The sequence below is a fragment of the Microbacterium sp. NPDC056003 genome (assembly GCF_042274785.1).
GTDB lineage: Bacteria > Actinomycetota > Actinomycetes > Actinomycetales > Microbacteriaceae > Microbacterium.
Genome location: NZ_JBHJXQ010000001.1, coordinates 1,245,346 through 1,265,865, shown reverse-complemented (window position 1 = coordinate 1,265,865; position 20,520 = coordinate 1,245,346). Strand labels below are relative to the sequence as shown.

Below are 20,520 nucleotides of genomic sequence, written 5' to 3'. Positions count from 1 at the left end.
CCCGGCCATACGCTTCCCGCCGGTCGAGTAGGCGCGCATCGCCATATCGAGACCCACCCAACCCTCGCCAGATCTCGATACACGCGCTTCGCGCGCACTCGATGAGCGACCACCGACCACTCGCTTCCCGCCGGTCGAGTAGGCGCGAAGCGCCGTATCGAGACCCCCACGTCGGCCTTGTGCCACCGGTCGAGTAGGCACGCAGCGCCGTATCGACACCTCCCTCACCGCAGGTCTCGATCTTGATCACGCGCTACGCGCGCACGCGATCAACGACCCCTCTGCCTTCCCCGCCGGTCGAGTAGGCGCGCAGCGCCGTATCGAGGATCTCGTTCAACGCGATCCAACGGCGTACGCGTGCACGGGCCGTTTCACGTGAAACATCGCCGGCTCAATGGGACCCCGAGAAGTCCTTCTTGCTCAGACCCGGCAGCTTCTCGATCTGCTCCTTTGCCAAGGCGAGTCGCTTAGCCCGACTCCAACCCTGCACCTGCTTCTCACGCAGATAGGCGTCACTGACGCGGTCGAACTCTTCGAAATAGAGAAGCTTCACCGGCAGCCTCGTTCTCGTATAGAGGGACCCTTCCCCCTCGCCGTGCTGGGCCAGCCTGTGTTCGAGGTCGCGCGTGCTTCCGACGTAGAGGGTTCGGTCCGAGCACTCGAGGATATACATGTACGCCATCGGCCCAGGTTGGCCGATCCATGCCCCCTGCATTCCGCCTGCGGGACCATCGGTACAAACCGCGCCGGTGTGAGAGCTCTGTGGAGAAGCCGCGGTATCCGAGGGCCCGCATGAATCCGACCCGATGCGTGCGAAGCGGGGTCGCATACCGGGCAGGTTTCGATACGGCGCTGGCCCGCCCCGCTTCGACGGCGGGGTCGGCTGAATGTTTCACGTGAAACGGGGACGCTCGCACCGCAAACACACCGCTATCCCGCGCTCGCCCACCACTCGACCAGCGGAAATCGCGTCCGCCGCGGCGCGTGCAGCGAGATCTCGCAGGACCGTTGGTCTCGATACGGCGCTGGCGCGCCTACTCGACAGGCATGGCACGGGGGAGCCGCCGATCGAGTTCTGCGGCGTGCGTGTGTCAAGATCAAGGCGAGAGGTGGGTTATCGATATGGCGCTTCGCGCCTACTCGACCGACGGGCGGGGCAACGGGCGGGCGGGTTTCGATACGGCGCTGGCGCGCCTACTCGACCGGCGGGGTCCGCTGCCATGTCTTCACGTGAAACGACGGCACATACCGTCAAATCTCCGCAAGGCCAGCGTTAGTGCCGCCGATCGAGCGCGTGAGTCGACATCAACACAGGTGGAGGTCTCGATACGGCGCTGGCGCGCCTACTCGACCGGCGGGGTCGACCTGCATGTTTCACGTGAAACGAGGGCACATGCCTGTAATAACGCCGATCGAGTGCGCGCGCAGCGCGTGTATCGAGATTTCCAAGGCTGAGTGGTCTCGATACGGCGCTGCGCGCCACTCGACCGGCGGGGAACGCCCCGTTTCACGTGAAACGGGAGGCTGCGCGTCTCCTCGAGAGGCGTCAGCGAACGGTGGCGCGCACGACGCGCGACGGCTCGGCGAGAAGGCCCTCGCCGACCATCTCGACCCGCGCGTTCGTCACTCGGAACTTGCGCAGCTGCTTCTCGGCCGCCTCGATCTCGTTCCCCGCACTCGCGCCTTTCAACAGGATCAGCTCACCGCCATCGCGTACCAGCGGCGCTGTGATCGGCACCAAGGTGCGAAGAGCCGAGACAGCGCGAGCCGTCACGGCGTCGAGCACGGGGCCGAAGCGCCAGTCCTCCGCTCGTGCGCGAACGATCTCGACGTTGTCGAGCCCGAGCTCGCCGGCCTGCTCGGTGAGCCACGCCACCCGGCGCTCCATCGGCTCGATGAGCACCCACTCGATGTCGGGCCGCGCGATGGCCAGTACCAGACCGGGGAGCCCTGCGCCCGACCCCACATCGCCGACGCGACCGGGAGCAAAGAGCGGCGCGATCACCGCGCTGTTCAGGATGTGCCGGGTCCACAAGCGGGGGAGTTCGAGCGGACCGATGAGCCCGCGCTCTTCGCCATGCTCGGCCAAGGCCGTGGTGAACTTGCGCGCGAGAGCAACGCGGTCGCCGAAGATCTGAACGGCCGCAGCCGGCTCCTGCTCGAGCTCCGTCATTGATGCCTCATCCAACGCAATCCCGATGTTTCACGTGAAACGGACTGGGTTTCAGCCGCGGCGGATCACCGTGTGACGGTCAGCGCCTTCGCCGTACGACTCCGAGACGAACCCACGCTCTGCCACGATGTCGTGGACCAGCTTGCGCTCGTAGCTCGACATGGCGGGCAGCGAGGCCTGAGAGGCGCCTTCCTCGAGCCGCTCGATCGCGCGGTCGACGAGTGTCGCCAGCTGCGCCTGGCGCGTGTTGCGGGATCCGCCCACATCGAGGATCAGTCGCGAGAACCGTCCGGTGCGGTTCTGCACAGCGATGCGCGTGAGCTCCTGCAGTGCCTGCACCGTGTCGGGGTCGGCGATCAGCGACACCGAACCGCCCTCCGGCGCCTCCACCGAGACGTAGGCGCGTCCGGCCCGGACATCCAGGTCGAGGTCCCCGTCGATGTCGGCGATGTCGAGCAGACCCTCCAGGAAGTCGGCGGCGATGTCGCCTTCCTCCTCGAGTTGGGCGACGGTGGCGGGCAACCGGTCGTCGGTGGTGTCGACGGGGGCGTGCTCGGAAGGCGTGGTCATGTCGTGATCCTCGTGTGGACGTCGGGTCGGGGCCGTCAGGAAGCGGAATCGGAGCCGCCGGAGTCGGCGTCGCCGACCGCCGCGGCTGACCCACCCTGTTTCTGGCCAGGCTGCTTCTGCTGCTTCTGCTGTGCCTGCTTCTTGGCGCGCTGCTTGCTCACCGGCTGCTGGCGCTTCGGGGTCGCGGCACGGGCACGCTCGGCCTCTTCGTACAGACGCTTCTGCTCGGCGAGGTACTTCTCCATCGGGACGACCTTGCCCGACGAATCGATGGCTTTGCCCTTGCGAGCCAGGCGCTCCTCGCGCTCCTTGGCCGCCTCAGAGCCGGGCGTCGGCATCTCGCGAATCACGAGGAACTGCTGACCCATCGTCCACAGGTTCGACACGAACCAGTAGATGACGACACCGAGCGGGAAGAAGACGCCCGAGAAGACGAAGGCGAAGGGCAGGACCCAGAGCATGATCTTCTGCATCTGGTAGGCCTGGCCGGTCTTGGCCTCGGGGGAGAGGTTCTTCGAGATGATCTGCAGCTGCGTGAAGAACTGCGACGCGATCATCAGCACGACGAGCGTCGCGAGGATGGCGATCGCGGCGGTGTTGCCGGTGTTGACGGCATCGATCAGAGTCTCGTGCAGCGACGCGACACCGAAGAGCTTGGCGTTGTAGAACTCCTGCGTGAGCTCGGCACTCAGCAGTCCGACGCCACCGATGCCCGCGTTCGCATGCTTCGTGACGTCGTTCAGCACGCTGAACAGCGCGAAGAAGATCGGCATCTGAACGAGCAGCGGAAGGCAGCTCGAGACAGGCGTGGTGCCGTGCTTCTTGTACAGCGCCATGGTCTCGCGGCTCATCGCCTCGCGCGAGAGCTGATCACGCTTGCCCTTGTACTTCTCCTGAACTTTCCGCAGTTCAGGGGCAATTTCCATCATTTTGCGCTGGCTCTTGATCTGCTTCACGAAGAGCGGGATCAGCGCCGAGCGCACCACGATCACGAGACCGACGATCGACAGCACCCACGTGATGCCGTCCGCCGGCGGAAGGCCGATCGCGGTGAAGAGCCAGTGCCAGGCGACCAGCACGGCCTCGACCGCCCACTTGAGGGGCCACAGGATGGTTCCGATCAGGTCGAAGCCACCGTCTGTGGGTGCGGGTGTCGGGGTGGAGGCCAGCAAGAGATCCATGCGGAGGATCAGTCCTTTCCAGAGGGGACTGGCACGACGAACCCGTGGGGGGTCAGCGCATGCCGGAAGTTCGCGTGCGGCGGGACGTCATCGACGCCGCCCTCCGCCCAGGGATGGCAGCGAGCGAGGCGGGCTGCGGTGAGCGCCGCACCCTTAAGGGCGCCGTGCCGCTGAACGGCGCCGACCGCGTACGCCGAGCACGACGGGAAGTACTTGCAGACGTCGCCGTACGTGTGCGAGATCGTGGCGCGGTAGCCATGCAGCAACGCGAGAACGGCGTTGCGGGGGAGCAGGGGCACGGCACGAAGCGAGCCAGAGGGCTCGAAGTGCGCGTCGCCGACGGCGTACGCCGGCAGAACGCTCATGCCGCCCTCCGGGCCAAGCATCGGGCGACCTCGTCACGGAGTTCGCTGAACGGCGCCGTCGCCGCACTGGGCAGCGCGCGGATCACGATGTCGTTGCCGTCCCGCACGGCGGGAAGCGCCTCGGCACACAAGGCCTTGAGACGCCGGCGGACGGTATTGCGCACGACGGCCCCGCCCACCTGCTTGCTGACGATGAAACCGAACCGCGCCGGGCCATCGGCCACGGCGCTGTTCACATAGGTCACGGTGTGCGTTCCGGCACACCGACGGCCCCGACGGACGACGGCCTTGTACTCCGCTCCGCGGGTGAGTCGGTTCGGCCTCGCCAGCACCGCTCGGGGTCAGGCCGAGAGCTCGGTGCGGCCCTTGCCGCGACGAGCCGAGAGGATGGCGCGACCGGCGCGGGTGCGCATGCGGGCACGGAAGCCGTGCTTCTTGGCGCGACGGCGGTTGTTGGGCTGGAAGGTGCGCTTGCTCATGGGATCACTTCCGGATCAGGTGTCACCGGGACTCTGAGACCGGGGACGCTACGTACAACGGGACTGCCGCGAGGGCATAAGTCAACCGATTTAGGGTACGCCGAGCCGCCTGAGAACTCAAACCGAGGCCGTGGGCCGGCCATTATCCACGGACCGGCACATCGACCCTGGCAACGACACACCCGCCCGATCTACAGTGGAGTTTGCTCCGGGGACGCCCGCGAACTAGCGTTGCTCCGGCAGTTATCCACAGGCCCGATGCACTCGTTCCGCGGCCTCCGGTGGACTCATCAACAACCCGGGGGGGCCATGACACCGCACGAAATTCCAGATGTTCCCGTCTGGACGGCCGTGCTCGATGAGCTCACCCGCGACGAGCGGATCACCCCGCAGCTCCATGGCTTCCTGAGCCTCGCGGTGCCGCAGGGGGTCATGGGCGGAACGCTCTACCTCGACGTCCCCAACGACCTCACGGCCGCGCAGTTCACGAAGCGCATGCGCACCCCGATCATGGAGGCCCTCGCCAACGTCGAGCAGGACGACGCGCAGCCAGCCAGCACGTTCCGTGTGGTGGTCAACCCGGAACTCGTCGACGCCCACGTCACCGCGCCCATCCCGGTGCAGTCCGCCGCGCAGCCGATCTCGCAGCCGACGGCCGCGCCGGCGGCGGTCCTGCATCCACAGCGCGAAGAGGCTCCGGATGCCGCATCCGCCGTCTCCCGCAGCGACACGCGCCTCAATCCGAAGTACACCTTCGACAACTTCGTCATCGGACAGTCCAACCGCTTCGCGCATGCCGCCGCGGTCGCAGTGGCCGAAGCGCCGGCCAAGGCATACAACCCGCTGTTCATCTACGGTGACTCCGGCCTCGGCAAGACGCACCTCCTCCACGCCATCGGCGAGTACGCGATGAGCCTCTACAGCGGCATCCGCGTGCGCTACGTCTCGAGCGAGGAGTTCACGAACGACTTCATCAACTCGATCGCGAACAACCGCGGATCCGCATTCCAGGCGCGGTACCGCGACGTCGACGTGCTGCTGATCGACGACATCCAGTTCCTCCAGGGGCGCGCCGAGACCCAGGAAGCGTTCTTCCACACGTTCAATACCCTGCACGACCACGACAAGCAGGTCGTGATCACGAGTGATGTGCCGCCGAAGCACCTGACCGGCTTCGAGGACCGCATGCGCAGCCGGTTCGAGTGGGGCCTCATCACCGATGTGCAGGCGCCCGACCTCGAGACCCGTATCGCCATCCTCCGCAAGAAGGCGCAGTCCGAGCGGCTCCACATTCCGGACGAGGTCCTCGAGTACATCGCGACGGTCGTCTCGTCGAACATCCGCGAGCTCGAGGGCGCCCTCATCCGCGTCTCGGCGTTCGCCAGCCTCAACAGGTCGACGCTCGACATGTCGCTGGCCCAGACCGTGCTGCGCGACATCGTCGACCAGGACGACGCGAACGTCATCTCGCCGACCGACATCATCACGGCGACCGCACAGTACTTCAAGCTCACCGTCGACGACCTCTACGGCTCGAGCCGTTCGCAGTCGGTCGCGACCGCCCGGCAGATCGCCATGTACCTGTGCCGTGAGCGCACCAGCCTCTCGCTGCCGAAGATCGGCCAGCTGTTCGGAAACCGCGACCACACGACCGTGATGTACGCGTACAAGAAGATCAGCGACCTCATGAAAGAGCGTCGCTCGATCTACAACCAGGTGTCCGAGATCACCGCTCAGCTGGGCCGCAACGGCCGCTGATCCGGGGTGCGGTCATATGCCGCAAGAGGTGCTTGACAGCCGGGCTCGGACAGGGCCATTATTCGCGTTCTTCACAGTGTGGAAAACCTGTGGATAACTCCACAACCCTGCGGAAACGTTGTGGGCGACGAGTGCAAGCCTGTGGATGAATGTCGAAACAGACCTCGTCGCGCCCGAGCTGTCCCGCACGCCCTCCGCAGCCGTTCCACATCTCACAGACATGTGATTCCCAACTCCCGTCTGGGATCGGCTGAGTTGTGCACAGTTTCCACAGCCGTTAACACCATGACAAGAAGTATTTGAAGATTCCCCGGTCCGATCACCTTGACGGTGGAAAGACCGGTGGAGGGATGCTGCGTCCCATTCGGGACTGGCATCGTCACGGCCTACCACTAGCATTGGAGGCCCAACCGCAGTCGAGGGAGCATCCGTGAAGTTCCACGTCAATCGCGATGTGTTCAGCGAAGCCGTGTCATTCGTCGTCAAGCTCCTTCCGCAGCGGAACCCGCAGCCGATCCTTGCGGGCGTGCTGATCGAGGCATCCGATGAAGGACTCTCGCTCGCGGCCTTCGATTACGAGGCATCCGCTCGCACGACGATCGAAGCGACGGTCGACGAGCCGGGCACGATCCTCGTCCACGGTCGTCTGCTGTCCGAGATCGCGAGCCGGCTTCCCAATGCCCCGATCCAGGTCGAGGTCGACGACGACGGCGGCATCCTCCTCACCTGCGGTTCGGCGCGCTTCACGCTCGCATCCATGCCTGTACAGGAGTACCCGGCGATCCCCGAAGTCACCGGCGACTCCGGTCTCGTCCCGTCCGAGGACTTCGCGACCGCGATCGCGCAGGTCGCCTTCGCGGCCTCACGCGACGATGTGACCCCGGTCCTCACGGGCGTTCAGCTCGAGGTCTCGGGCACGGGCCTCAGCCTCGTCGCGACCGACCGTTACCGCGTCGCGCTGCGTGAGATCCCGTGGGACGGCGGCGGCACGGCGTCCGACGAGTCGACCACCGCGCTGGTGCCGGCGCGCACCCTGACGGAGGTCGGCAAGACCTTCGCGCACGGCGGTGACATCTCGATCGCGTTCTCGGGTTCGGGAGACCGCGAGATCATCGCGTTCACCGCGGGCAATAAGACCGTCACCTCGCTGCTGATCAAGGGCAACTTCCCGCCCGTGCGCCGGCTCTTCCCCGAGGCGACCGAGCACCACGCGGTCGTGAACACCGCGGAGCTCGCCGAAGCCGTGCGGCGTGTGTCGCTCGTGCTCGATCGGTCCGCGCCGCTGCGTTTCACGTTCACGACCGACAGCGTGTCGATGGATGCCTCGGGCACCGAGCAGGCGCGGGCGACCGAGTCCGTCGACGCGAACCTGGTCGGTGAGGATGTCACGCTCGGACTCAACCCGCAGTACCTGCTCGAGTCGCTGAGCGCCGTGAAGAGCGAGTTCGTGCGCATCACGTTCACCTCGAGCGACAACGCCAACAAGCTGAGCCCGGTGCTGATCACGCCGCAAACGTCCGTCGACAAGGCCGGCGCGGACTCCTTCCGCTACCTGCTGCAGCCGAACCTCCTCCTGCGCTGATCCCAGCACCCCTCCCGCGCGGCGGTCCTGAACCGACCAGGGCGTCGCCGTCGCTCATTAGGCTTGACCGGTGATCGTGGAGCAGCTGAGTCTCGTCGACTTCCGCAATTACGCGGCCGCCGACGTCACGCTCGCGCCCGGTCCCAACGTCTTCGTGGGCCGCAACGGTCAGGGCAAGACCAACCTCGCCGAAGCCATCGGATTCTTCGCGACGCTCGGGTCGCATCGCGTGTCGAACGACGCCCCGATGGTGCGTGACGGCGCGGATGCCGCGATCATCCGCGCGCGTCTCGCCCACGGTGGCCGCCGGGTGCTGCTCGAGGCGCAGCTGAACCGTCAGGGTTCCAACAAGGCCCGCGTCAACGGGGCGCCGGTGAAGCCGGCCGAGCTCCCGCGCTACGCGCAGGTCGTGCTCTTCGCCCCCGAAGACCTGCAGATCGTCCGCGGCGATCCGTCGGCTCGGCGCCGTTTCGCCGACCAGCTCCTGGTGCAGCGGGCACCGCGCATGGCCGGCGTGCTCGCCGACTACGAGCGCGTCCTCAAGCAGCGCACAGCCCTGCTCAAGTCCGCCAAGGCCCGAGGCATCCGCGGTGACGCGCTCACCACCCTCGACGTGTGGGACGACAAGCTCGTCGCACTCGGCACCGAACTCATCGAAGCGCGCCTCGGGCTCACCGCCGATCTCGCCGAGCCGCTCGCCGCGGCGTACGCCGCGATCGCCGGAGCGGATCACCGTCCCGAGGCCGTCTGGGCTCTGTCGGTCACCGGCGGAGATCCCGAAGAGGGCGCGGATGCACCCGCGGCCGCGGCATCCGGCTCCCGCGTCGCGGACCTCTTCCGCCAGTCGCTGGCCGCGCGCCGCACGGCCGAGCTCGAACGCGGTCTGACCCTGGTCGGTCCGCACCGTGACGACCTCGTGCTCCGCGTGCGTGGACTGCCGGTCAAGGGCTACGCATCGCACGGCGAATCGTGGTCGGTCGCGCTCGCGCTGCGGCTCGCCTCGGCCGAGCTGCTGCGCGCGGAGTCGCGCCTCGGAGACCCGGTGCTCATCCTCGACGACGTGTTCGCCGAGCTCGACGCCGATCGTCGCGCGCGCCTCGCGCAGCTCGCCGGCGGATACGAGCAGGTCGTCGTTACCGCGGCCGTGGAAGAAGACGTCCCGTCGGCGCTGCGCGCGCGGATCGTCCGTGTCGAGGCGGGCACGATTCTGGAGGCGACGGATGCCTGATCCCGACATCCACGCCGAGGGCGAAGCATCCGCTCCTTCCCCCGGATCCATTCCCGAGACCGTCGCGACCTACCTTCGCCTGCGCGGGCTCGAGCCGTCGGCGCGGTCCTTCCGCAAGCGCCGGCGCCGGGCGGTCGACGACGAGAACGCTCCCTTCACGCCGGGGCGTGACCCGCGCGGCGTCGGGGATGTGCTGGCGGCGCTCACCCGCGAGGCGGGCTGGGACAAGGAGCTGGCCCGCGAAGACGTGGTGCGGGCCTGGTCGGATGTCGCCGGTGAAGACACCGCGCGGCACACCCGACCGGTCGCGTTCTCGGAGGGCACGCTCACCGTCCAGGCCGACTCGACGGCCTGGGCGAAGCAGCTCCAGCTGATGCGCGCGCACATCCTCTCGGAGATCGTCCGGCGGTTCCCTGAGGCAGGGGTCGACGCGATCCGTTTCATCGGGCCGGACGTCCCCTCCTGGAAATGGGGTCCCAGAACGATTCCAGGGCGTGGTCCACGCGATACCTACGGATAAGTGACGGTCGGAGCTGTCTGAGGCGCTTTCAGAGCCTCACAGAGGCGTGTAACGCTCGTGATGCCCCTGTGAACCGATAGACTGTCGAGGTCCCTATCGAAGGATCCGGAGACCCCGCGAAGATGACGTCCGACACCCCCGACAACGTTCCTGAGGAACCTGAAACGCCCAACCGGGCTCCCAGCGAATACGGGGCAGACGCCATTCAGGTGCTCGAGGGCCTCGAAGCCGTCCGCAAGCGCCCCGGCATGTACATCGGCTCGACCGGTGAACGCGGACTGCACCACCTGGTGTACGAGATCGTCGACAACTCGGTCGACGAGGCGCTGGCTGGGTACTGCGACACGATCGAGGTGACGATCCTGCCCGACGGCGGCATCCGTGTCGTCGACAACGGCCGCGGCATCCCCGTCGACATGCACCGCACCGAGGGCAAGTCGACCGTCGAGGTCGTCCTCACCGTGCTGCACGCCGGCGGCAAGTTCGGCGGCGGCGGCTACGCCGTCTCGGGTGGTCTGCACGGCGTCGGCTCATCCGTCGTGAACGCCCTCTCGTCGCGCCTCGAGGTCGAGGTCAAGCGCCAGGGGTCGGCATGGCGTCAGTCGTACCGCGACGGCGGCCAGCCGCAGGCTCCGCTCGCGAAAGCGGAAGACACCGATGAGACCGGCACGACCATCGAGTTCTGGCCCGACGACACGATCTTCGAGTCGGTCCACTTCGACTACGACACGCTGCGCACCCGCTTCCAGCAGACCGCGTTCCTCAACAAGGGGCTGCGCATCATCCTCAGCGACCAGCGTCCTAGCTCGGCCTATGTCGCCGACGCGAAGGACGGCGGTTCCGAGGAGCGCCAGCCGCACGACGACTTCCTGTACGAGCGCGGTCTCGTCGACTACGTCGAGTACCTCAACAAGGTGCGTCACGCCGAGGTCGTCAACGACGAGATCATCGAGATCGAGTCGGAAGACACGATCCGCCACATCTCGCTGGAACTCGCGATGCAGTGGACCACCAGCTACACCGAGAACGTGTTCACCTTCGCGAACACGATCAACACGCACGAGGGCGGCACGCACGAGGAGGGCTTCCGCGCTGCGCTCACCACGCGCATCAACGCCTACGCGCGCGACAAGAACCTCCTCAAGGAGAAGGACGACAACCTCACCGGCGATGACATCCGCGAGGGTCTCACCGCCGTGATCTCGGTCAAGCTCTCCGAGCCGCAGTTCGAGGGCCAGACCAAGACCAAGCTCGGCAACACCGAGGCCAAGGCATTCGTGCAGAAGGTCGTGGGCGACCAGCTCGCCGACTGGCTCGACCGCAATCCGGTGCAGGCGAAGCGCATCATCACGAAGGCGATCGACGCGGCGACCGCCCGCCTGGCTGCGCGCAAAGCCCGCGAGACCGCGCGCCGCAAGAGCGTGTTCGAGTCGGCGGCCATGCCCGACAAGCTCAAGGACTGCACGAGCAAGGACCCGTCGATCAGCGAGATCTTCCTCGTCGAGGGCGACTCGGCCGGCGGCTCGGCGGTCTCCGGCCGCGACCCGCACACGCAGGCGATCCTGGCCCTGCGCGGCAAGATCCTCAATGTCGAACGCGCGCGCCTCGACAAGGCTCTGTCGAACAAGGAAGTCCAGGCGATGATCCAGGCCTTCGGCACGGGCATCGGCGAGGACTTCGACATCGACAAGGCGCGGTATCACAAGATCGTGCTGATGGCGGATGCCGACGTCGACGGCCAGCACATCACCACGCTGCTCCTCACCCTGCTGTTCCGCTACATGCGCGGACTCATCGAGGCCGGCTTCGTCTATCTCGCGATGCCGCCGCTGTACCGGCTCAAGTGGACCAACGCGCCGCACGAGTACGTGTACTCCGACAAGGAGCGCGACGCCCTCCTCGCGGACGGTCTCGCGAACGGCAAGCGGATCCCGAAGGATTCCGGCATCCAGCGCTACAAGGGCCTCGGCGAGATGAACGCCAAGGAACTGTGGGAGACCACGATGGACCACACCACGCGCACGCTGCGGCAGGTGACCATCGACGACGCGGCGGCGGCCGACGAGGTCTTCTCCGTGCTGATGGGCGAGGACGTGGAGTCCCGCCGCACCTTCATCCAGCGCAACGCGAAAGACGTCCGCTTCCTCGACATCTAGCGCCTCGCGCGGCGGAAGCATCCATCGCGCGCACGCGGAGCGACACGAAACGCAGAGAACGAAAGACGAGAGATGGCAGAAGACGAGCGTCCGGACCTGAACGCGGACCACGAGCACGGCCGCATCGATCAGGTCGACCTGCAGCTCGAGATGCAGCGCAGCTACCTCGACTACGCGATGGCGGTCATCATCGGCCGCGCGCTGCCCGATGTGCGCGACGGCCTCAAGCCCGTGCACCGCCGGGTGATCTACGGCATGTACGACGGCGGGTTCCGTCCCGACAAGTCCTTCTCGAAGTGCGCGCGCGTGGTCGGCGAGGTGATGGGCCAGTACCACCCGCACGGTGACAGCGCGATCTACGACGCGCTCGTCCGTCTCGTGCAGCCGTGGTCGCTGCGATACCCCCTCGCGCAGGGTCAGGGCAACTTCGGCTCGCCGGGGAACATGGGCGCGGCCGCTCCTCGGTACACCGAGACGAAGATGGCTCAGCTCGCGCTCGAGATGGTGCGCGACATCGAGGAAGAGACCGTTGACTTCCACGACAACTACGACGGGCAGACCCAGGAGCCGTCCGTCCTGCCGGCGCGGTTTCCCAACCTCCTCGTCAACGGCTCGGTGGGCATCGCGGTCGGCATGGCGACGAACATTCCGCCGCACAACCTGCGCGAGGTGTCGGCCGGTGCTCTCTGGGCGCTGGAGCACCCGGATGCCTCGCGCGACGAGCTCCTCGACGCGCTCATGGAGCGCATCCCCGGGCCCGACTTCCCGACCGGTGCGCAGATCCTCGGTACCAAGGGCATTCGCGAGGCGTACCGCACGGGTCGGGGTTCGATCACCATGCGCGCGGTCGTCGCGATCGAAGAGATCCAGGGTCGCACGTGCCTCGTGATCACCGAGCTGCCGTACCAGGTCAACCCCGACAACCTGGCCGTGAAGATCGGCGATCTCGCCCGCGACGGCAAGATCACGGGCATCGCCGACATCCGTGACGAGACGTCGGACCGCACCGGCCAGCGGCTGGTCGTCGTGCTCAAGCGCGACGCCGTCGCGAAGGTCGTGCTGAACAACCTCTACAAGCACACCCAGCTGCAGGACAACTTCGGCGCCAACATGCTGGCGATCGTCGACAACGTGCCGCGCACCCTTCCCCTCGACGGCTTCATCACGCTGTGGCTCGAGCACCAGATCGACGTGATCGTGCGGCGCACGACGTTCCGTCTGCGTGAGGCCGAGAAGCGCATGCACATCCTGCGCGGCTACCTCAAGGCTCTCGACGCCCTCGATGAGGTCATCGCGCTCATCCGTCGGTCCCCGACGGTCGATGACGCCCGCGAGGGACTGAAGAAGCTCCTCGAGATCGACGACGACCAGGCCGACGCGATCCTGCAGATGCAGCTGCGTCGCCTTGCCGCCCTCGAGCGTCAGAAGATCATCGACCAGGCCGCCGAGCTCGAGACGCTCATCGCGGACTACAAGGAGATCCTGGCCAAGCCCGAGCGCCAGCGCGCCATCGTCCGCGAAGAGCTGACCGCTATCGTCGACCGGTTCGGCGACGATCGCCGCACGCAGATCATGCCCGGCTACGACGGCGACATGTCGATCGAGGATCTGATCCCCGAAGAGGAGATGGTGATCTCGGTCACCCGCGCCGGCTACATCAAGCGCACGCGCAGCGACAACTACCGCTCGCAGCACCGCGGCGGCAAGGGCGTCAAGGGGGCGCAGCTGCGCGCCGACGACGTCGTCGAGCACTTCTTCGTCACCACGACGCACCACTGGCTGCTGTTCTTCACCAACAAGGGTCGCGTCTACCGGGCGAAGGCCTACGAGGTGCCGGAGGCCGGGCGCGATGCGAAGGGCCAGCACGTCGCCAACCTGCTCGCACTGCAGCCGGATGAAGAGATCGCGCAGATCCTCGACATCCGCGACTACTCCGTGGCGACGTACCTCGTGCTCGCCACGAGGAACGGCCTGGTGAAGAAGACCCGCCTCACCGATTACGACACCAACCGCCAGGGCGGCATCATCGCGATCAAGCTGCGCGGGAACGGCGACGACGACGAGGCGACCGACGAGCCGAGCGGCGCGGAGGACGAGGTCGTCAGCGCCCTGCTCGTCGACGAGGGCGACGACATCCTGCTCATCAGCCGCCACGGCATGTCGCTGCGGTTCTCGGCGACCGACGGGGCTCTCCGTCCGATGGGTCGTTCCACGTCCGGAGTGAAGGGCATGGACTTCCGCGCCGGCGACACGCTGCTCTCGGCGTCGGTCGCGCGCGACGACCAGTTCGTGTTCGTCGTGACCGAGGGCGGCTACGCGAAGCGAACCGAAGTCGCCCAGTACCGCCTGCAGAACCGCGGCGGACTCGGCATCAAGGTGGCGCGTCTCAGCGAGGATCGCGGCGATCTCGCCGGTGGTCTCATGGTCTCCGAAGACGACGAGGTCCTTGTGGTTCTTGCCAGCGGCAAGGTGGTACGCTCTGCCGTGGCCGAGGTCCCAGCCAAGGGCCGCGACACCATGGGTGTCGTGTTCGCCCGTGCCGCCGACGAAGATCGCATCATCGCGATCGCACGAAACGGTGAGCGGGGCTTGGCCGACAACGCAGAGGCCGCCGACCAGGAGTCCGGCACACCCCCCGAGGCCTCTCCCGAGACCCCCGAAGAGAGTACTGACGCATGAGCACGGTAGCCGACAAGCTCGCCAAGAAGTCCACCCACCGGACGTCCGCCAAGCAGGTCCGCCTGCGCCTGGTGTACATCGACTTCTGGTCGGCCGTGAAGCTGTCGTTCCTCGCCGCGATCGCGATCGCGGTGGTGACGGTGGTGTCGTTCGTCCTCGTCTTCTTCGTTCTGCAGGCGACCAACGTCATCACGCGCGCCGACGAGTTCTTCGGCAACTTCACCGATGGCACCATCCTGCTCTCGAACTTCGTGAGCCTGCCGCAGGTGCTGGCCTTCTCGGCGATCGTCGCGATCCTCAACCTCATCGTGGTGACGGTGCTCGGTGCTGTGCTCGCCGGAATCTATAACCTGGCGGTCAAGGTGACGGGCGGCCTGCTGGTCGGCTTCACCTCGAACTGACACTCCTCGACCGAACGGGCCCGATCGACGATCGGGCCCGTTCGCGCGTCCGCCGCCGATTCGTGAAAACGGCGCCGGTCGGGTAAAGTCTCTGAGGTTGATGACGCGAAAGCGTCGCAGCAGACGGGGCTATAGCTCAGGCGGTTAGAGCGCTTCACTGATAATGAAGAGGTCCCAGGTTCAAGTCCTGGTAGCCCCACCAAATCCACAGCCCCGGGGCCTTAGCTCAGTTGGTAGAGCGCCTGCTTTGCAAGCAGGATGTCAGGAGTTCGAATCTCCTAGGCTCCACAATGTGAGAAGGACCGGCCCGAAGGGTCGGTCCTTCACGCGTCTATCGGGCACTGCGATTCGAGGGGGAGCCGGTCCGTCACGCGTTGTCGGAGCCGGTTAGGGTGAAGCATGGACCTGCGCGTCGCGGCCTACGCGGTCGTCATGGACGGTGATGGCCGGCTCCTCCTCGCACACTGGAACGAGGGCCGCCGCGCGGCGTGGACGATGCCCGGCGGCGGCCTCGAACCCGGCGAAGATCCCGAGCGGGCCGCGTGCCGCGAGGTTCGCGAAGAGACCGGCTACAAAGTCGCGATCGACGAACTGCTCGGCATCCATTCGCGGGTCATCCCTCCCGGACGTCGCCTCACCCCCGGTGTGACCGAGCCGCTGCACACCCTGCGCATCGTCTACCGGGCGCACGTCGTCGGCGGCAAGCTGCGCAACGAGAAGAACGGGTCGACGGATCGCGCGAGCTGGTTCCCGCTCGCCGAGGTCGACGACCTGCAGCGCGTCAAACTCGTCGACATCGCGCGCGAGATGGCGGGGATCTGAATGAGCGGATGCCGCTACCCGGCGGCCTGCGAGATGTCGGCCACGGTCGCGCCGTAGGCCGAGATGAGATCATCGGCGTCGACGAAGAGACTGTACCCGTGGGCACCCGCCCCCATCGCGACGCGCTGACCCACCATCTGCTCGTCCGCGTAGACGGGCCAGTCGTGTGTGCTCCCGATCGGGACGATCGTTCCCCGCTCGTAGCCGGTCGCCTCGAGGGCGCGCTGCGGGTCGGGCAGCTGCAGCTTGTTGACCCCCACCACGGCCCGCAGCTTCGGCCACGAGATCGCGCGATCGCCGGGCACGAGCGCGAAAAGGTACGTGTCGTCGCTGCGTTTCACCACAAGGGTCTTCACGATGCCCGCGGGGGCGATGCCGAGGAGCTCGGCCGCCTCGACGAGGCTGTTCGCGGCGGGCCGCTCGCGGATCTCGATGTCGAGCCCGCGAGCGGATGCCGCGTCTTTCACCCGGTCGAGGGGATCAGGCATCCGGTGCGCGCAGCGGGTCGTCGGCCACCCACAGCTCGTCGTCGGCACGGAGCGTCTGCCACGCGGCGTACAGCACACCGAGAGCGGCGGCGACACCGAGGATGATGGCGATGACGCCGCCGGCGCCCATGCCCTTCTTGACCGGTACCGGCGCAGGCTTCTTGAATGCCGAGAAGTCGAGGCCGCGGCCCGACGCCAGGCGGGAGCGCGTGTCGTTCGCGGCATCCCACACCGACATGGCAGACCCGACGACGGCACCCGCCGCGGGGATCACCGTGCTGTTCACGACGCGCTTGCCCTTTTCGACGTAGGGCGCGGCGTAGGTCTCGTAGCCGGCGGCGACGCGGGGCTTGACCTGCTCGCGGTTCAGGTGGCCGAGCTGCCGGCCGGCTTCTCGGGCGACCGACGCGGCCTCACCGACCAGGACCTGCTGCGACTCCCACAGGCTGGTCGCCTGTGTCTGGAGCTTGCGGAGTTCCTTCTTGCGCTTGCGGCTGAGGCTCACGATGCCCTCCTGATCGAACCGGGGATCTGGTTCGACCCATCTTGCCAGACCTGCGCAGAGGCGGGAGGGGTTGCACAGAACTCTGGAAGAATGTAGCAATGCCGATTCCCACCGCTGTCGCCACTTTCCACACCAACTACGGCGACATCGTCGTCAACCTCTTCGGTGACCACGCACCGCGCACCGTCCAGAACTTCATCGGCCTCGCCGACGGAACGGGTTCCTGGACGCACCCTGCCACCGGCAAGCCCGGCGAGGGTCCCCTCTATAAGGACGTCGTCTTCCACCGCATCATCTCGGGCTTCATGATCCAGGGCGGCGACCCGCTCGGCCAGGGCGTGGGCGGACCGGGCTACACGTTCAACGACGAGATCAGCCCCGAGCTCACCTTCACCGAGCCGTACAAGCTCGCGATGGCCAACGCCGGTCTGCGCCGCAATGCGATCACGGGCAAGGCCGAAGGCACGAACGGCTCGCAGTTCTTCATCACGGTTCCCGGCCAGGGCGGGCGCGGCCCCGAGTGGCTGCAGGGCAAGCACACCATCTTCGGCGAGGTCGCCGACGACGCATCGAAGGCCGTCGTCGACACCATCGCCGAGGTGCCGACGGCCGCGGGCGACCGCCCGATCGAGCCCGTCGTGCTGCAGTCCGTCGATATCGCCGCGGCCTGAGGCCTCGCCGCGTCGTGACCGCTGACGATCTCCGTCGCAACAGCGACAACTTCTGCTACCGGCACCCCGACCGGCAGAGCTTCGTGCTCTGCCAGCGGTGCCTGCGCACCATCTGCCCCGAGTGCCAGACTCCCGCTGCGGTGGGCGTCATCTGCCCGGAGTGCCTGCGCGACCAGCAGAAGGCCGCCTCACCCGCACAGCGGAAGGCGGAGCGTCGGTGGTCACGCTCGCGCCCGGTGGCGGTGGCCGACACACGGCCGCTCGTCACCTACTCGATCATCGGGATCACGCTCTTCGTCTACCTGCTCACGCTGATCCCGGGCATCGGCTCGACCATCCAGCAGAACCTGCTCTACTTCGCGCCGGCGCTGTACCCCGAACTCACCGGGCGCTTCGAGCCGTGGCGGCTGCTGACCGCCGCGCTCGTGCACGGCAGCTTCTTCCACGTCGGCCTCAACATGCTGGCGCTGTGGATGATCGGCCGCAGTCTCGAGCCGCTGCTCGGGCGCTGGCGGTTCGTCACGCTGTACCTGCTGAGTGCGCTCGGCGGCTCGGTGGCGGTGACTCTGCTGTCGTTCCTGACGCCGGTGGTCGGGGCATCCGGTGCCATCTTCGGGCTCTTCGGGGCGCTCTTCGTGATCGGCCGGCACATCGGCGCCAACATCGGCGGCATCGCGATCATCCTCGCGGTGAACCTGGCCATCGGGTTCATCCCGGGGTTCAACGTGTCGTGGCAGGCCCACGTCGGCGGCCTGCTCACCGGTCTGCTGGTGGCGTTCATCTTCACCCGCACGCGGTCGCGTGAGCGCCGCGGGCTCCAGATCGCGTTGCTCGTCGCAGTGTTCCTCGGGCTCGTCGCGCTGCTGCTCGTGCCGGTGTTCGCGCCGGGGCTCGTGTTGCGCTGACGAGAGTTATCCACAGGTTCATCCACACATGGGGATGAATCACATCCGTGTAATTCACACCTGTTAACAACGTTGTTAACAAGTCCGCGCAGCGAAAAGCCCCGGTCTCGCCGGGGCTTTCGAGTCGTCGCGGGTGTGCCGGCTATCGCCAGCGCGTGGTCATCAGGAAGCCGAGGAAGGCGATGCCGAATCCGATCACGAGGTTCCAGGCGTCGATGCCGGGGATCGGGTATCGCATGCCGCTCAGGTAGAAGACGAGCACCCATACCAGTCCGACCAGCATCAGGCCGATCATGATCGGCTTGAACCACACCGGGTTGGGTGCAGCTTCGCCTTCTGCGCGTTCGACGAGCGAGTCGTCCTCTTTGCCGGGTCGTGCCATGCGAGAAGTCTAACTGCCAGGCGCCCCTCAGCGTGCGCTGGCTAGAATCCAGCTGTGGAGGAAGCTGTCGCCGGCGGCCTGGGGGATGCCGGACCCCGTCGCTCACGCGCGCGTGCGCCACAGCGCACATCCGTCGTCGGCGTCCTCGGCGAGCTGCTCATCACCGCTGGAGTCATCGTGCTCCTTTATGTCGTCTGGCAGCTGTGGGTCGGTGACCTGATCTACGGGGCCGAGCGCAACGCCACCGGCCACGAGCTCTCGCAGGAATGGGCCGCGGCATATCCGGGCACCAATGAGCCCGACGACGCCGCCCCCGATGAGCCGGTGACGGCCGAGCCCATCATCCTCGATGAGCCCGGCGACGGCGAGCGTTTCGGCGTGATGCACATTCCCCGCTTCGGCGCCGACTACGCCGTGCCGATGGCCGGCGGGGTGTCGCGACCAGTGACGCTCGACCCGATCGGCATCGGTCACTACCCCGGCACGAGCATGCCGGGTGAGGCCGGGAACTTCGCGGTCGCCGCCCACCGCACGACGTGGGGCAAGCCGTTCAACCGCATCGCCGATCTCCGCGTCGGCGACGCCATCGTGGTCGAGACCGAGGATGGGTGGTACACCTACCGGTTCCGCACGCTCGAGTACGTGACGCCCGATGAGGTCGAGGTGCTGCTGCCCGTGCCGCAGAAGCTCGACGTGCCCGCCGGAACGAGCTACATCACCATGACCAGCTGCAGTCCCATGTACTCGCTCGCCGAGCGCATCGTCGCCTACGGCGTCTTCGAGTCGTTCACGCCGCGCTCCGCCGGAGAGCCCGCGTCGCTGGCGGTGATCGCCTGATGTACGCCGCTCTGTGGCGGATCCTCCCCGGCCCCTGGTGGGTGCGGGTCCTGATCCTCGTGATCCTGGCGGCGGCGGTGCTCTACGGCCTGGTGTTCTACGCGTTCCCGTGGGTCAGCCAGTTCGTCAACCCGCAGGAAGTCACCGTCGAGTGACCGCATGCCGATGAGCCCGTCGCCGATCCTCGTCGTCGACAACCACGACAGCTTCGTCCACACGCTGGTCGGGTATCTCCACGAGCTCGGCGCCGACACCGACCTGGTCGAGGCGGATGCCGTAGCCGACGCGGCTGAGCTGATCGCGCCCTACCGCGGCGTGCTCGTCTCCCCCGGGCCCGGCACGCCGGCCGACGCCGGCGCGTCGATCGCGGTCGTCCGTGCGGCCGCGGGGCGCGGCATCCCACTCCTCGGTGTCTGTCTCGGCCACCAGGCCATCGGCGAGGCCTTCGGGGCCACCGTCGACCATGCGCGCGAACTCATGCACGGCATGACGTCGCCGGTGCACCACGACGGCAGTGCGCTGTACCGGGGTCTCCCCGACCCGTTCACGGCCACCCGCTACCACTCGCTCGCCATCGTGCCCGAGACGCTGCCCGACGAGCTGCTCGTGACGAGCCGCACGCCGGGCGGCGTGATCATGGGCGTCGCGCACCGCACCGCGCCCATCGTCGGGGTTCAGTTCCACCCCGAGAGCGTGCTCACCGAGGGCGGGCACCGGCTGCTGGGCAACTGGCTGGAGACGGTCGGATTCCCGGATGCCGCCTCCCGCGGCGCCGCGCTGAGCCCGCGTCGCTGATCCGGAGGCCAGGCCCGGTGCAC

At 67.2% G+C, this 20,520-nt stretch carries 23 protein-coding genes and 2 tRNA genes; 15 read left to right on the top strand and 10 right to left on the bottom strand.

Features of this window, described 5'->3' with window-relative positions; all coding sequences use genetic code 11:
• Positions 1–391 precede the first annotated feature (391 nt).
• The 7 genes from ACFC1W_RS05835 to rpmH all read right to left on the bottom strand — a co-directional run bounded on the left by ACFC1W_RS05835 (position 392) and on the right by rpmH (position 4,768).
• Positions 392–682, bottom strand: coding sequence for a GIY-YIG nuclease family protein (locus ACFC1W_RS05835; RefSeq protein WP_375989738.1), 291 nt, complete (start codon positions 680–682; stop codon positions 392–394).
• A gap of 864 nt (positions 683–1,546) precedes the next feature.
• Positions 1,547–2,173 (bottom strand): 16S rRNA (guanine(527)-N(7))-methyltransferase RsmG, encoded by a 627-nt coding sequence (rsmG, locus tag ACFC1W_RS05830; protein WP_375989735.1) that lies wholly within the window; start codon positions 2,171–2,173, stop codon positions 1,547–1,549.
• Between the two features lie 51 nt (positions 2,174–2,224).
• Positions 2,225–2,743, bottom strand: coding sequence for a R3H domain-containing nucleic acid-binding protein (locus ACFC1W_RS05825; protein ID WP_241111537.1), 519 nt, complete (start codon positions 2,741–2,743; stop codon positions 2,225–2,227).
• 35 nt (positions 2,744–2,778) lie between these two features.
• Positions 2,779–3,924, bottom strand: a complete 1,146-nt coding sequence (gene yidC / locus ACFC1W_RS05820; protein WP_375989732.1) for a membrane protein insertase YidC — start codon at positions 3,922–3,924, stop codon at positions 2,779–2,781.
• Between the two features lie 8 nt (positions 3,925–3,932).
• Positions 3,933–4,289, bottom strand: coding sequence for a membrane protein insertion efficiency factor YidD (gene yidD / locus ACFC1W_RS05815; protein ID WP_375989729.1), 357 nt, complete (start codon positions 4,287–4,289; stop codon positions 3,933–3,935).
• On the bottom strand, positions 4,286–4,621 hold the full coding sequence (gene rnpA, locus ACFC1W_RS05810; protein WP_241111540.1) for a ribonuclease P protein component: 336 nt from the start codon (positions 4,619–4,621) through the stop codon (positions 4,286–4,288). Before rnpA ends, yidD begins: the two co-directional genes overlap by 4 nt.
• Before the next feature lie 9 nt (positions 4,622–4,630).
• Entirely contained in the window at positions 4,631–4,768 is a 138-nt protein-coding gene (gene rpmH, locus ACFC1W_RS05805; RefSeq protein WP_036304730.1) for a 50S ribosomal protein L34, read from the bottom strand.
• 309 nt (positions 4,769–5,077) lie between these two features.
• Here rpmH and dnaA point away from each other — a divergent pair, with 309 nt between their 5' ends.
• The 10 genes from dnaA to ACFC1W_RS05755 all read left to right on the top strand — a co-directional run bounded on the left by dnaA (position 5,078) and on the right by ACFC1W_RS05755 (position 15,914).
• Entirely contained in the window at positions 5,078–6,526 is a 1,449-nt protein-coding gene (gene dnaA / locus ACFC1W_RS05800; protein WP_375989725.1) for a chromosomal replication initiator protein DnaA, read from the top strand.
• Positions 6,527–6,956: 430 nt separating this feature from the next.
• Positions 6,957–8,108, top strand: a complete 1,152-nt coding sequence (dnaN, locus tag ACFC1W_RS05795; RefSeq protein WP_375989722.1) for a DNA polymerase III subunit beta — start codon at positions 6,957–6,959, stop codon at positions 8,106–8,108.
• A 70-nt stretch (positions 8,109–8,178) separates the two neighbouring features.
• Positions 8,179–9,336 (top strand): DNA replication/repair protein RecF, encoded by a 1,158-nt coding sequence (recF, locus tag ACFC1W_RS05790; protein ID WP_375989719.1) that lies wholly within the window; start codon positions 8,179–8,181, stop codon positions 9,334–9,336.
• Complete coding sequence (locus ACFC1W_RS05785; protein WP_375989716.1) at positions 9,329–9,856, top strand: DUF721 domain-containing protein; 528 nt, start codon at positions 9,329–9,331, stop codon at positions 9,854–9,856. Before recF ends, ACFC1W_RS05785 begins: the two co-directional genes overlap by 8 nt.
• Positions 9,857–9,978: 122 nt before the next feature.
• Entirely contained in the window at positions 9,979–12,012 is a 2,034-nt protein-coding gene (gyrB, locus tag ACFC1W_RS05780) for a DNA topoisomerase (ATP-hydrolyzing) subunit B (protein WP_375989713.1), read from the top strand.
• 72 nt (positions 12,013–12,084) lie between these two features.
• Entirely contained in the window at positions 12,085–14,691 is a 2,607-nt protein-coding gene (gene gyrA, locus ACFC1W_RS05775; RefSeq protein WP_375989710.1) for a DNA gyrase subunit A, read from the top strand.
• Positions 14,688–15,092: a DUF3566 domain-containing protein gene (locus ACFC1W_RS05770; protein WP_191764977.1), complete on the top strand. Its 405-nt coding sequence runs from the start codon at positions 14,688–14,690 to the stop codon at positions 15,090–15,092. Before gyrA ends, ACFC1W_RS05770 begins: the two co-directional genes overlap by 4 nt.
• Before the next feature lie 125 nt (positions 15,093–15,217).
• Positions 15,218–15,294: transfer RNA gene (locus ACFC1W_RS05765), tRNA-Ile, on the top strand.
• Between the two features lie 13 nt (positions 15,295–15,307).
• Positions 15,308–15,380 (top strand) — tRNA-Ala (locus ACFC1W_RS05760).
• A gap of 111 nt (positions 15,381–15,491) precedes the next feature.
• Positions 15,492–15,914, top strand: a complete 423-nt coding sequence (locus tag ACFC1W_RS05755; protein ID WP_375989707.1) for an NUDIX hydrolase — start codon at positions 15,492–15,494, stop codon at positions 15,912–15,914.
• Positions 15,915–15,928: 14 nt separating this feature from the next.
• Here ACFC1W_RS05755 and ACFC1W_RS05750 read toward each other — a convergent pair whose 3' ends face one another.
• The gene (locus ACFC1W_RS05750) at positions 15,929–16,402 is read right to left on the bottom strand and encodes an aminoacyl-tRNA deacylase (protein WP_375989704.1); all 474 of its coding nucleotides are present in this window, start codon (positions 16,400–16,402) and stop codon (positions 15,929–15,931) included.
• Entirely contained in the window at positions 16,395–16,907 is a 513-nt protein-coding gene (locus ACFC1W_RS05745; protein WP_375989702.1) for a DNA helicase, read from the bottom strand. Before ACFC1W_RS05745 ends, ACFC1W_RS05750 begins: the two co-directional genes overlap by 8 nt.
• A 98-nt stretch (positions 16,908–17,005) precedes the next feature.
• Between ACFC1W_RS05745 and ACFC1W_RS05740 the strand changes: the two genes are divergently transcribed.
• Both ACFC1W_RS05740 and ACFC1W_RS05735 read left to right on the top strand, forming a co-directional pair.
• On the top strand, positions 17,006–17,578 hold the full coding sequence (locus ACFC1W_RS05740) for a peptidylprolyl isomerase (protein WP_191764987.1): 573 nt from the start codon (positions 17,006–17,008) through the stop codon (positions 17,576–17,578).
• Between the two features lie 14 nt (positions 17,579–17,592).
• Complete coding sequence (locus ACFC1W_RS05735) at positions 17,593–18,483, top strand: rhomboid family intramembrane serine protease (protein ID WP_375989698.1); 891 nt, start codon at positions 17,593–17,595, stop codon at positions 18,481–18,483.
• 142 nt (positions 18,484–18,625) lie between these two features.
• On the opposite strand, the gene ACFC1W_RS05730 is transcribed toward ACFC1W_RS05735, so the two are convergent.
• The gene (locus ACFC1W_RS05730; RefSeq protein WP_191764991.1) at positions 18,626–18,865 is read right to left on the bottom strand and encodes a cell division protein CrgA; all 240 of its coding nucleotides are present in this window, start codon (positions 18,863–18,865) and stop codon (positions 18,626–18,628) included.
• A gap of 54 nt (positions 18,866–18,919) precedes the next feature.
• Here ACFC1W_RS05730 and ACFC1W_RS05725 point away from each other — a divergent pair, with 54 nt between their 5' ends.
• From ACFC1W_RS05725 to ACFC1W_RS05715, 3 genes are read left to right on the top strand one after another with little or no spacing between them, the layout of a single operon-like run.
• The gene (locus ACFC1W_RS05725; protein ID WP_375989695.1) at positions 18,920–19,702 is read left to right on the top strand and encodes a class E sortase; all 783 of its coding nucleotides are present in this window, start codon (positions 18,920–18,922) and stop codon (positions 19,700–19,702) included.
• Positions 19,702–19,857, top strand: a complete 156-nt coding sequence (locus tag ACFC1W_RS05720) for a hypothetical protein (RefSeq protein WP_191764993.1) — start codon at positions 19,702–19,704, stop codon at positions 19,855–19,857. The genes ACFC1W_RS05725 and ACFC1W_RS05720 overlap by 1 nt, the downstream gene beginning before the upstream one ends.
• A gap of 4 nt (positions 19,858–19,861) precedes the next feature.
• Entirely contained in the window at positions 19,862–20,497 is a 636-nt protein-coding gene (locus ACFC1W_RS05715) for an anthranilate synthase component II (protein WP_375989693.1), read from the top strand.
• Positions 20,498–20,520 lie beyond the last annotated feature (23 nt).

Excerpts from the sequence above, each read along its gene's own strand:
- ACFC1W_RS05755 (WP_375989707.1), top strand. The coding sequence starts at position 15,492 with ATGGACCTGCGCGTCGCGGCCTACGCGGTCGTCATGGACGGTGATGGC.
- rpmH (WP_036304730.1), bottom strand. The coding sequence starts at position 4,768 with ATGAGCAAGCGCACCTTCCAGCCCAACAACCGCCGTCGCGCCAAGAAG.
- gyrA (WP_375989710.1), top strand. The coding sequence starts at position 12,085 with ATGGCAGAAGACGAGCGTCCGGACCTGAACGCGGACCACGAGCACGGC.
- yidD (WP_375989729.1), bottom strand. The coding sequence starts at position 4,289 with ATGAGCGTTCTGCCGGCGTACGCCGTCGGCGACGCGCACTTCGAGCCC.
- ACFC1W_RS05750 (WP_375989704.1), bottom strand. The coding sequence starts at position 16,402 with ATGCCTGATCCCCTCGACCGGGTGAAAGACGCGGCATCCGCTCGCGGG.
- gyrB (WP_375989713.1), top strand. The coding sequence starts at position 9,979 with ATGACGTCCGACACCCCCGACAACGTTCCTGAGGAACCTGAAACGCCC.
- rsmG (WP_375989735.1), bottom strand. The coding sequence starts at position 2,173 with ATGACGGAGCTCGAGCAGGAGCCGGCTGCGGCCGTTCAGATCTTCGGC.
- ACFC1W_RS05715 (WP_375989693.1), top strand. The coding sequence starts at position 19,862 with ATGCCGATGAGCCCGTCGCCGATCCTCGTCGTCGACAACCACGACAGC.
- ACFC1W_RS05825 (WP_241111537.1), bottom strand. The coding sequence starts at position 2,743 with ATGACCACGCCTTCCGAGCACGCCCCCGTCGACACCACCGACGACCGG.
- ACFC1W_RS05730 (WP_191764991.1), bottom strand. The coding sequence starts at position 18,865 with ATGGCACGACCCGGCAAAGAGGACGACTCGCTCGTCGAACGCGCAGAA.
- yidC (WP_375989732.1), bottom strand. The coding sequence starts at position 3,924 with ATGGATCTCTTGCTGGCCTCCACCCCGACACCCGCACCCACAGACGGT.
- ACFC1W_RS05720 (WP_191764993.1), top strand. The coding sequence starts at position 19,702 with ATGTACGCCGCTCTGTGGCGGATCCTCCCCGGCCCCTGGTGGGTGCGG.
- ACFC1W_RS05770 (WP_191764977.1), top strand. The coding sequence starts at position 14,688 with ATGAGCACGGTAGCCGACAAGCTCGCCAAGAAGTCCACCCACCGGACG.
- dnaA (WP_375989725.1), top strand. The coding sequence starts at position 5,078 with ATGACACCGCACGAAATTCCAGATGTTCCCGTCTGGACGGCCGTGCTC.
- ACFC1W_RS05835 (WP_375989738.1), bottom strand. The coding sequence starts at position 682 with ATGGCGTACATGTATATCCTCGAGTGCTCGGACCGAACCCTCTACGTC.
- ACFC1W_RS05740 (WP_191764987.1), top strand. The coding sequence starts at position 17,006 with ATGCCGATTCCCACCGCTGTCGCCACTTTCCACACCAACTACGGCGAC.
- ACFC1W_RS05785 (WP_375989716.1), top strand. The coding sequence starts at position 9,329 with ATGCCTGATCCCGACATCCACGCCGAGGGCGAAGCATCCGCTCCTTCC.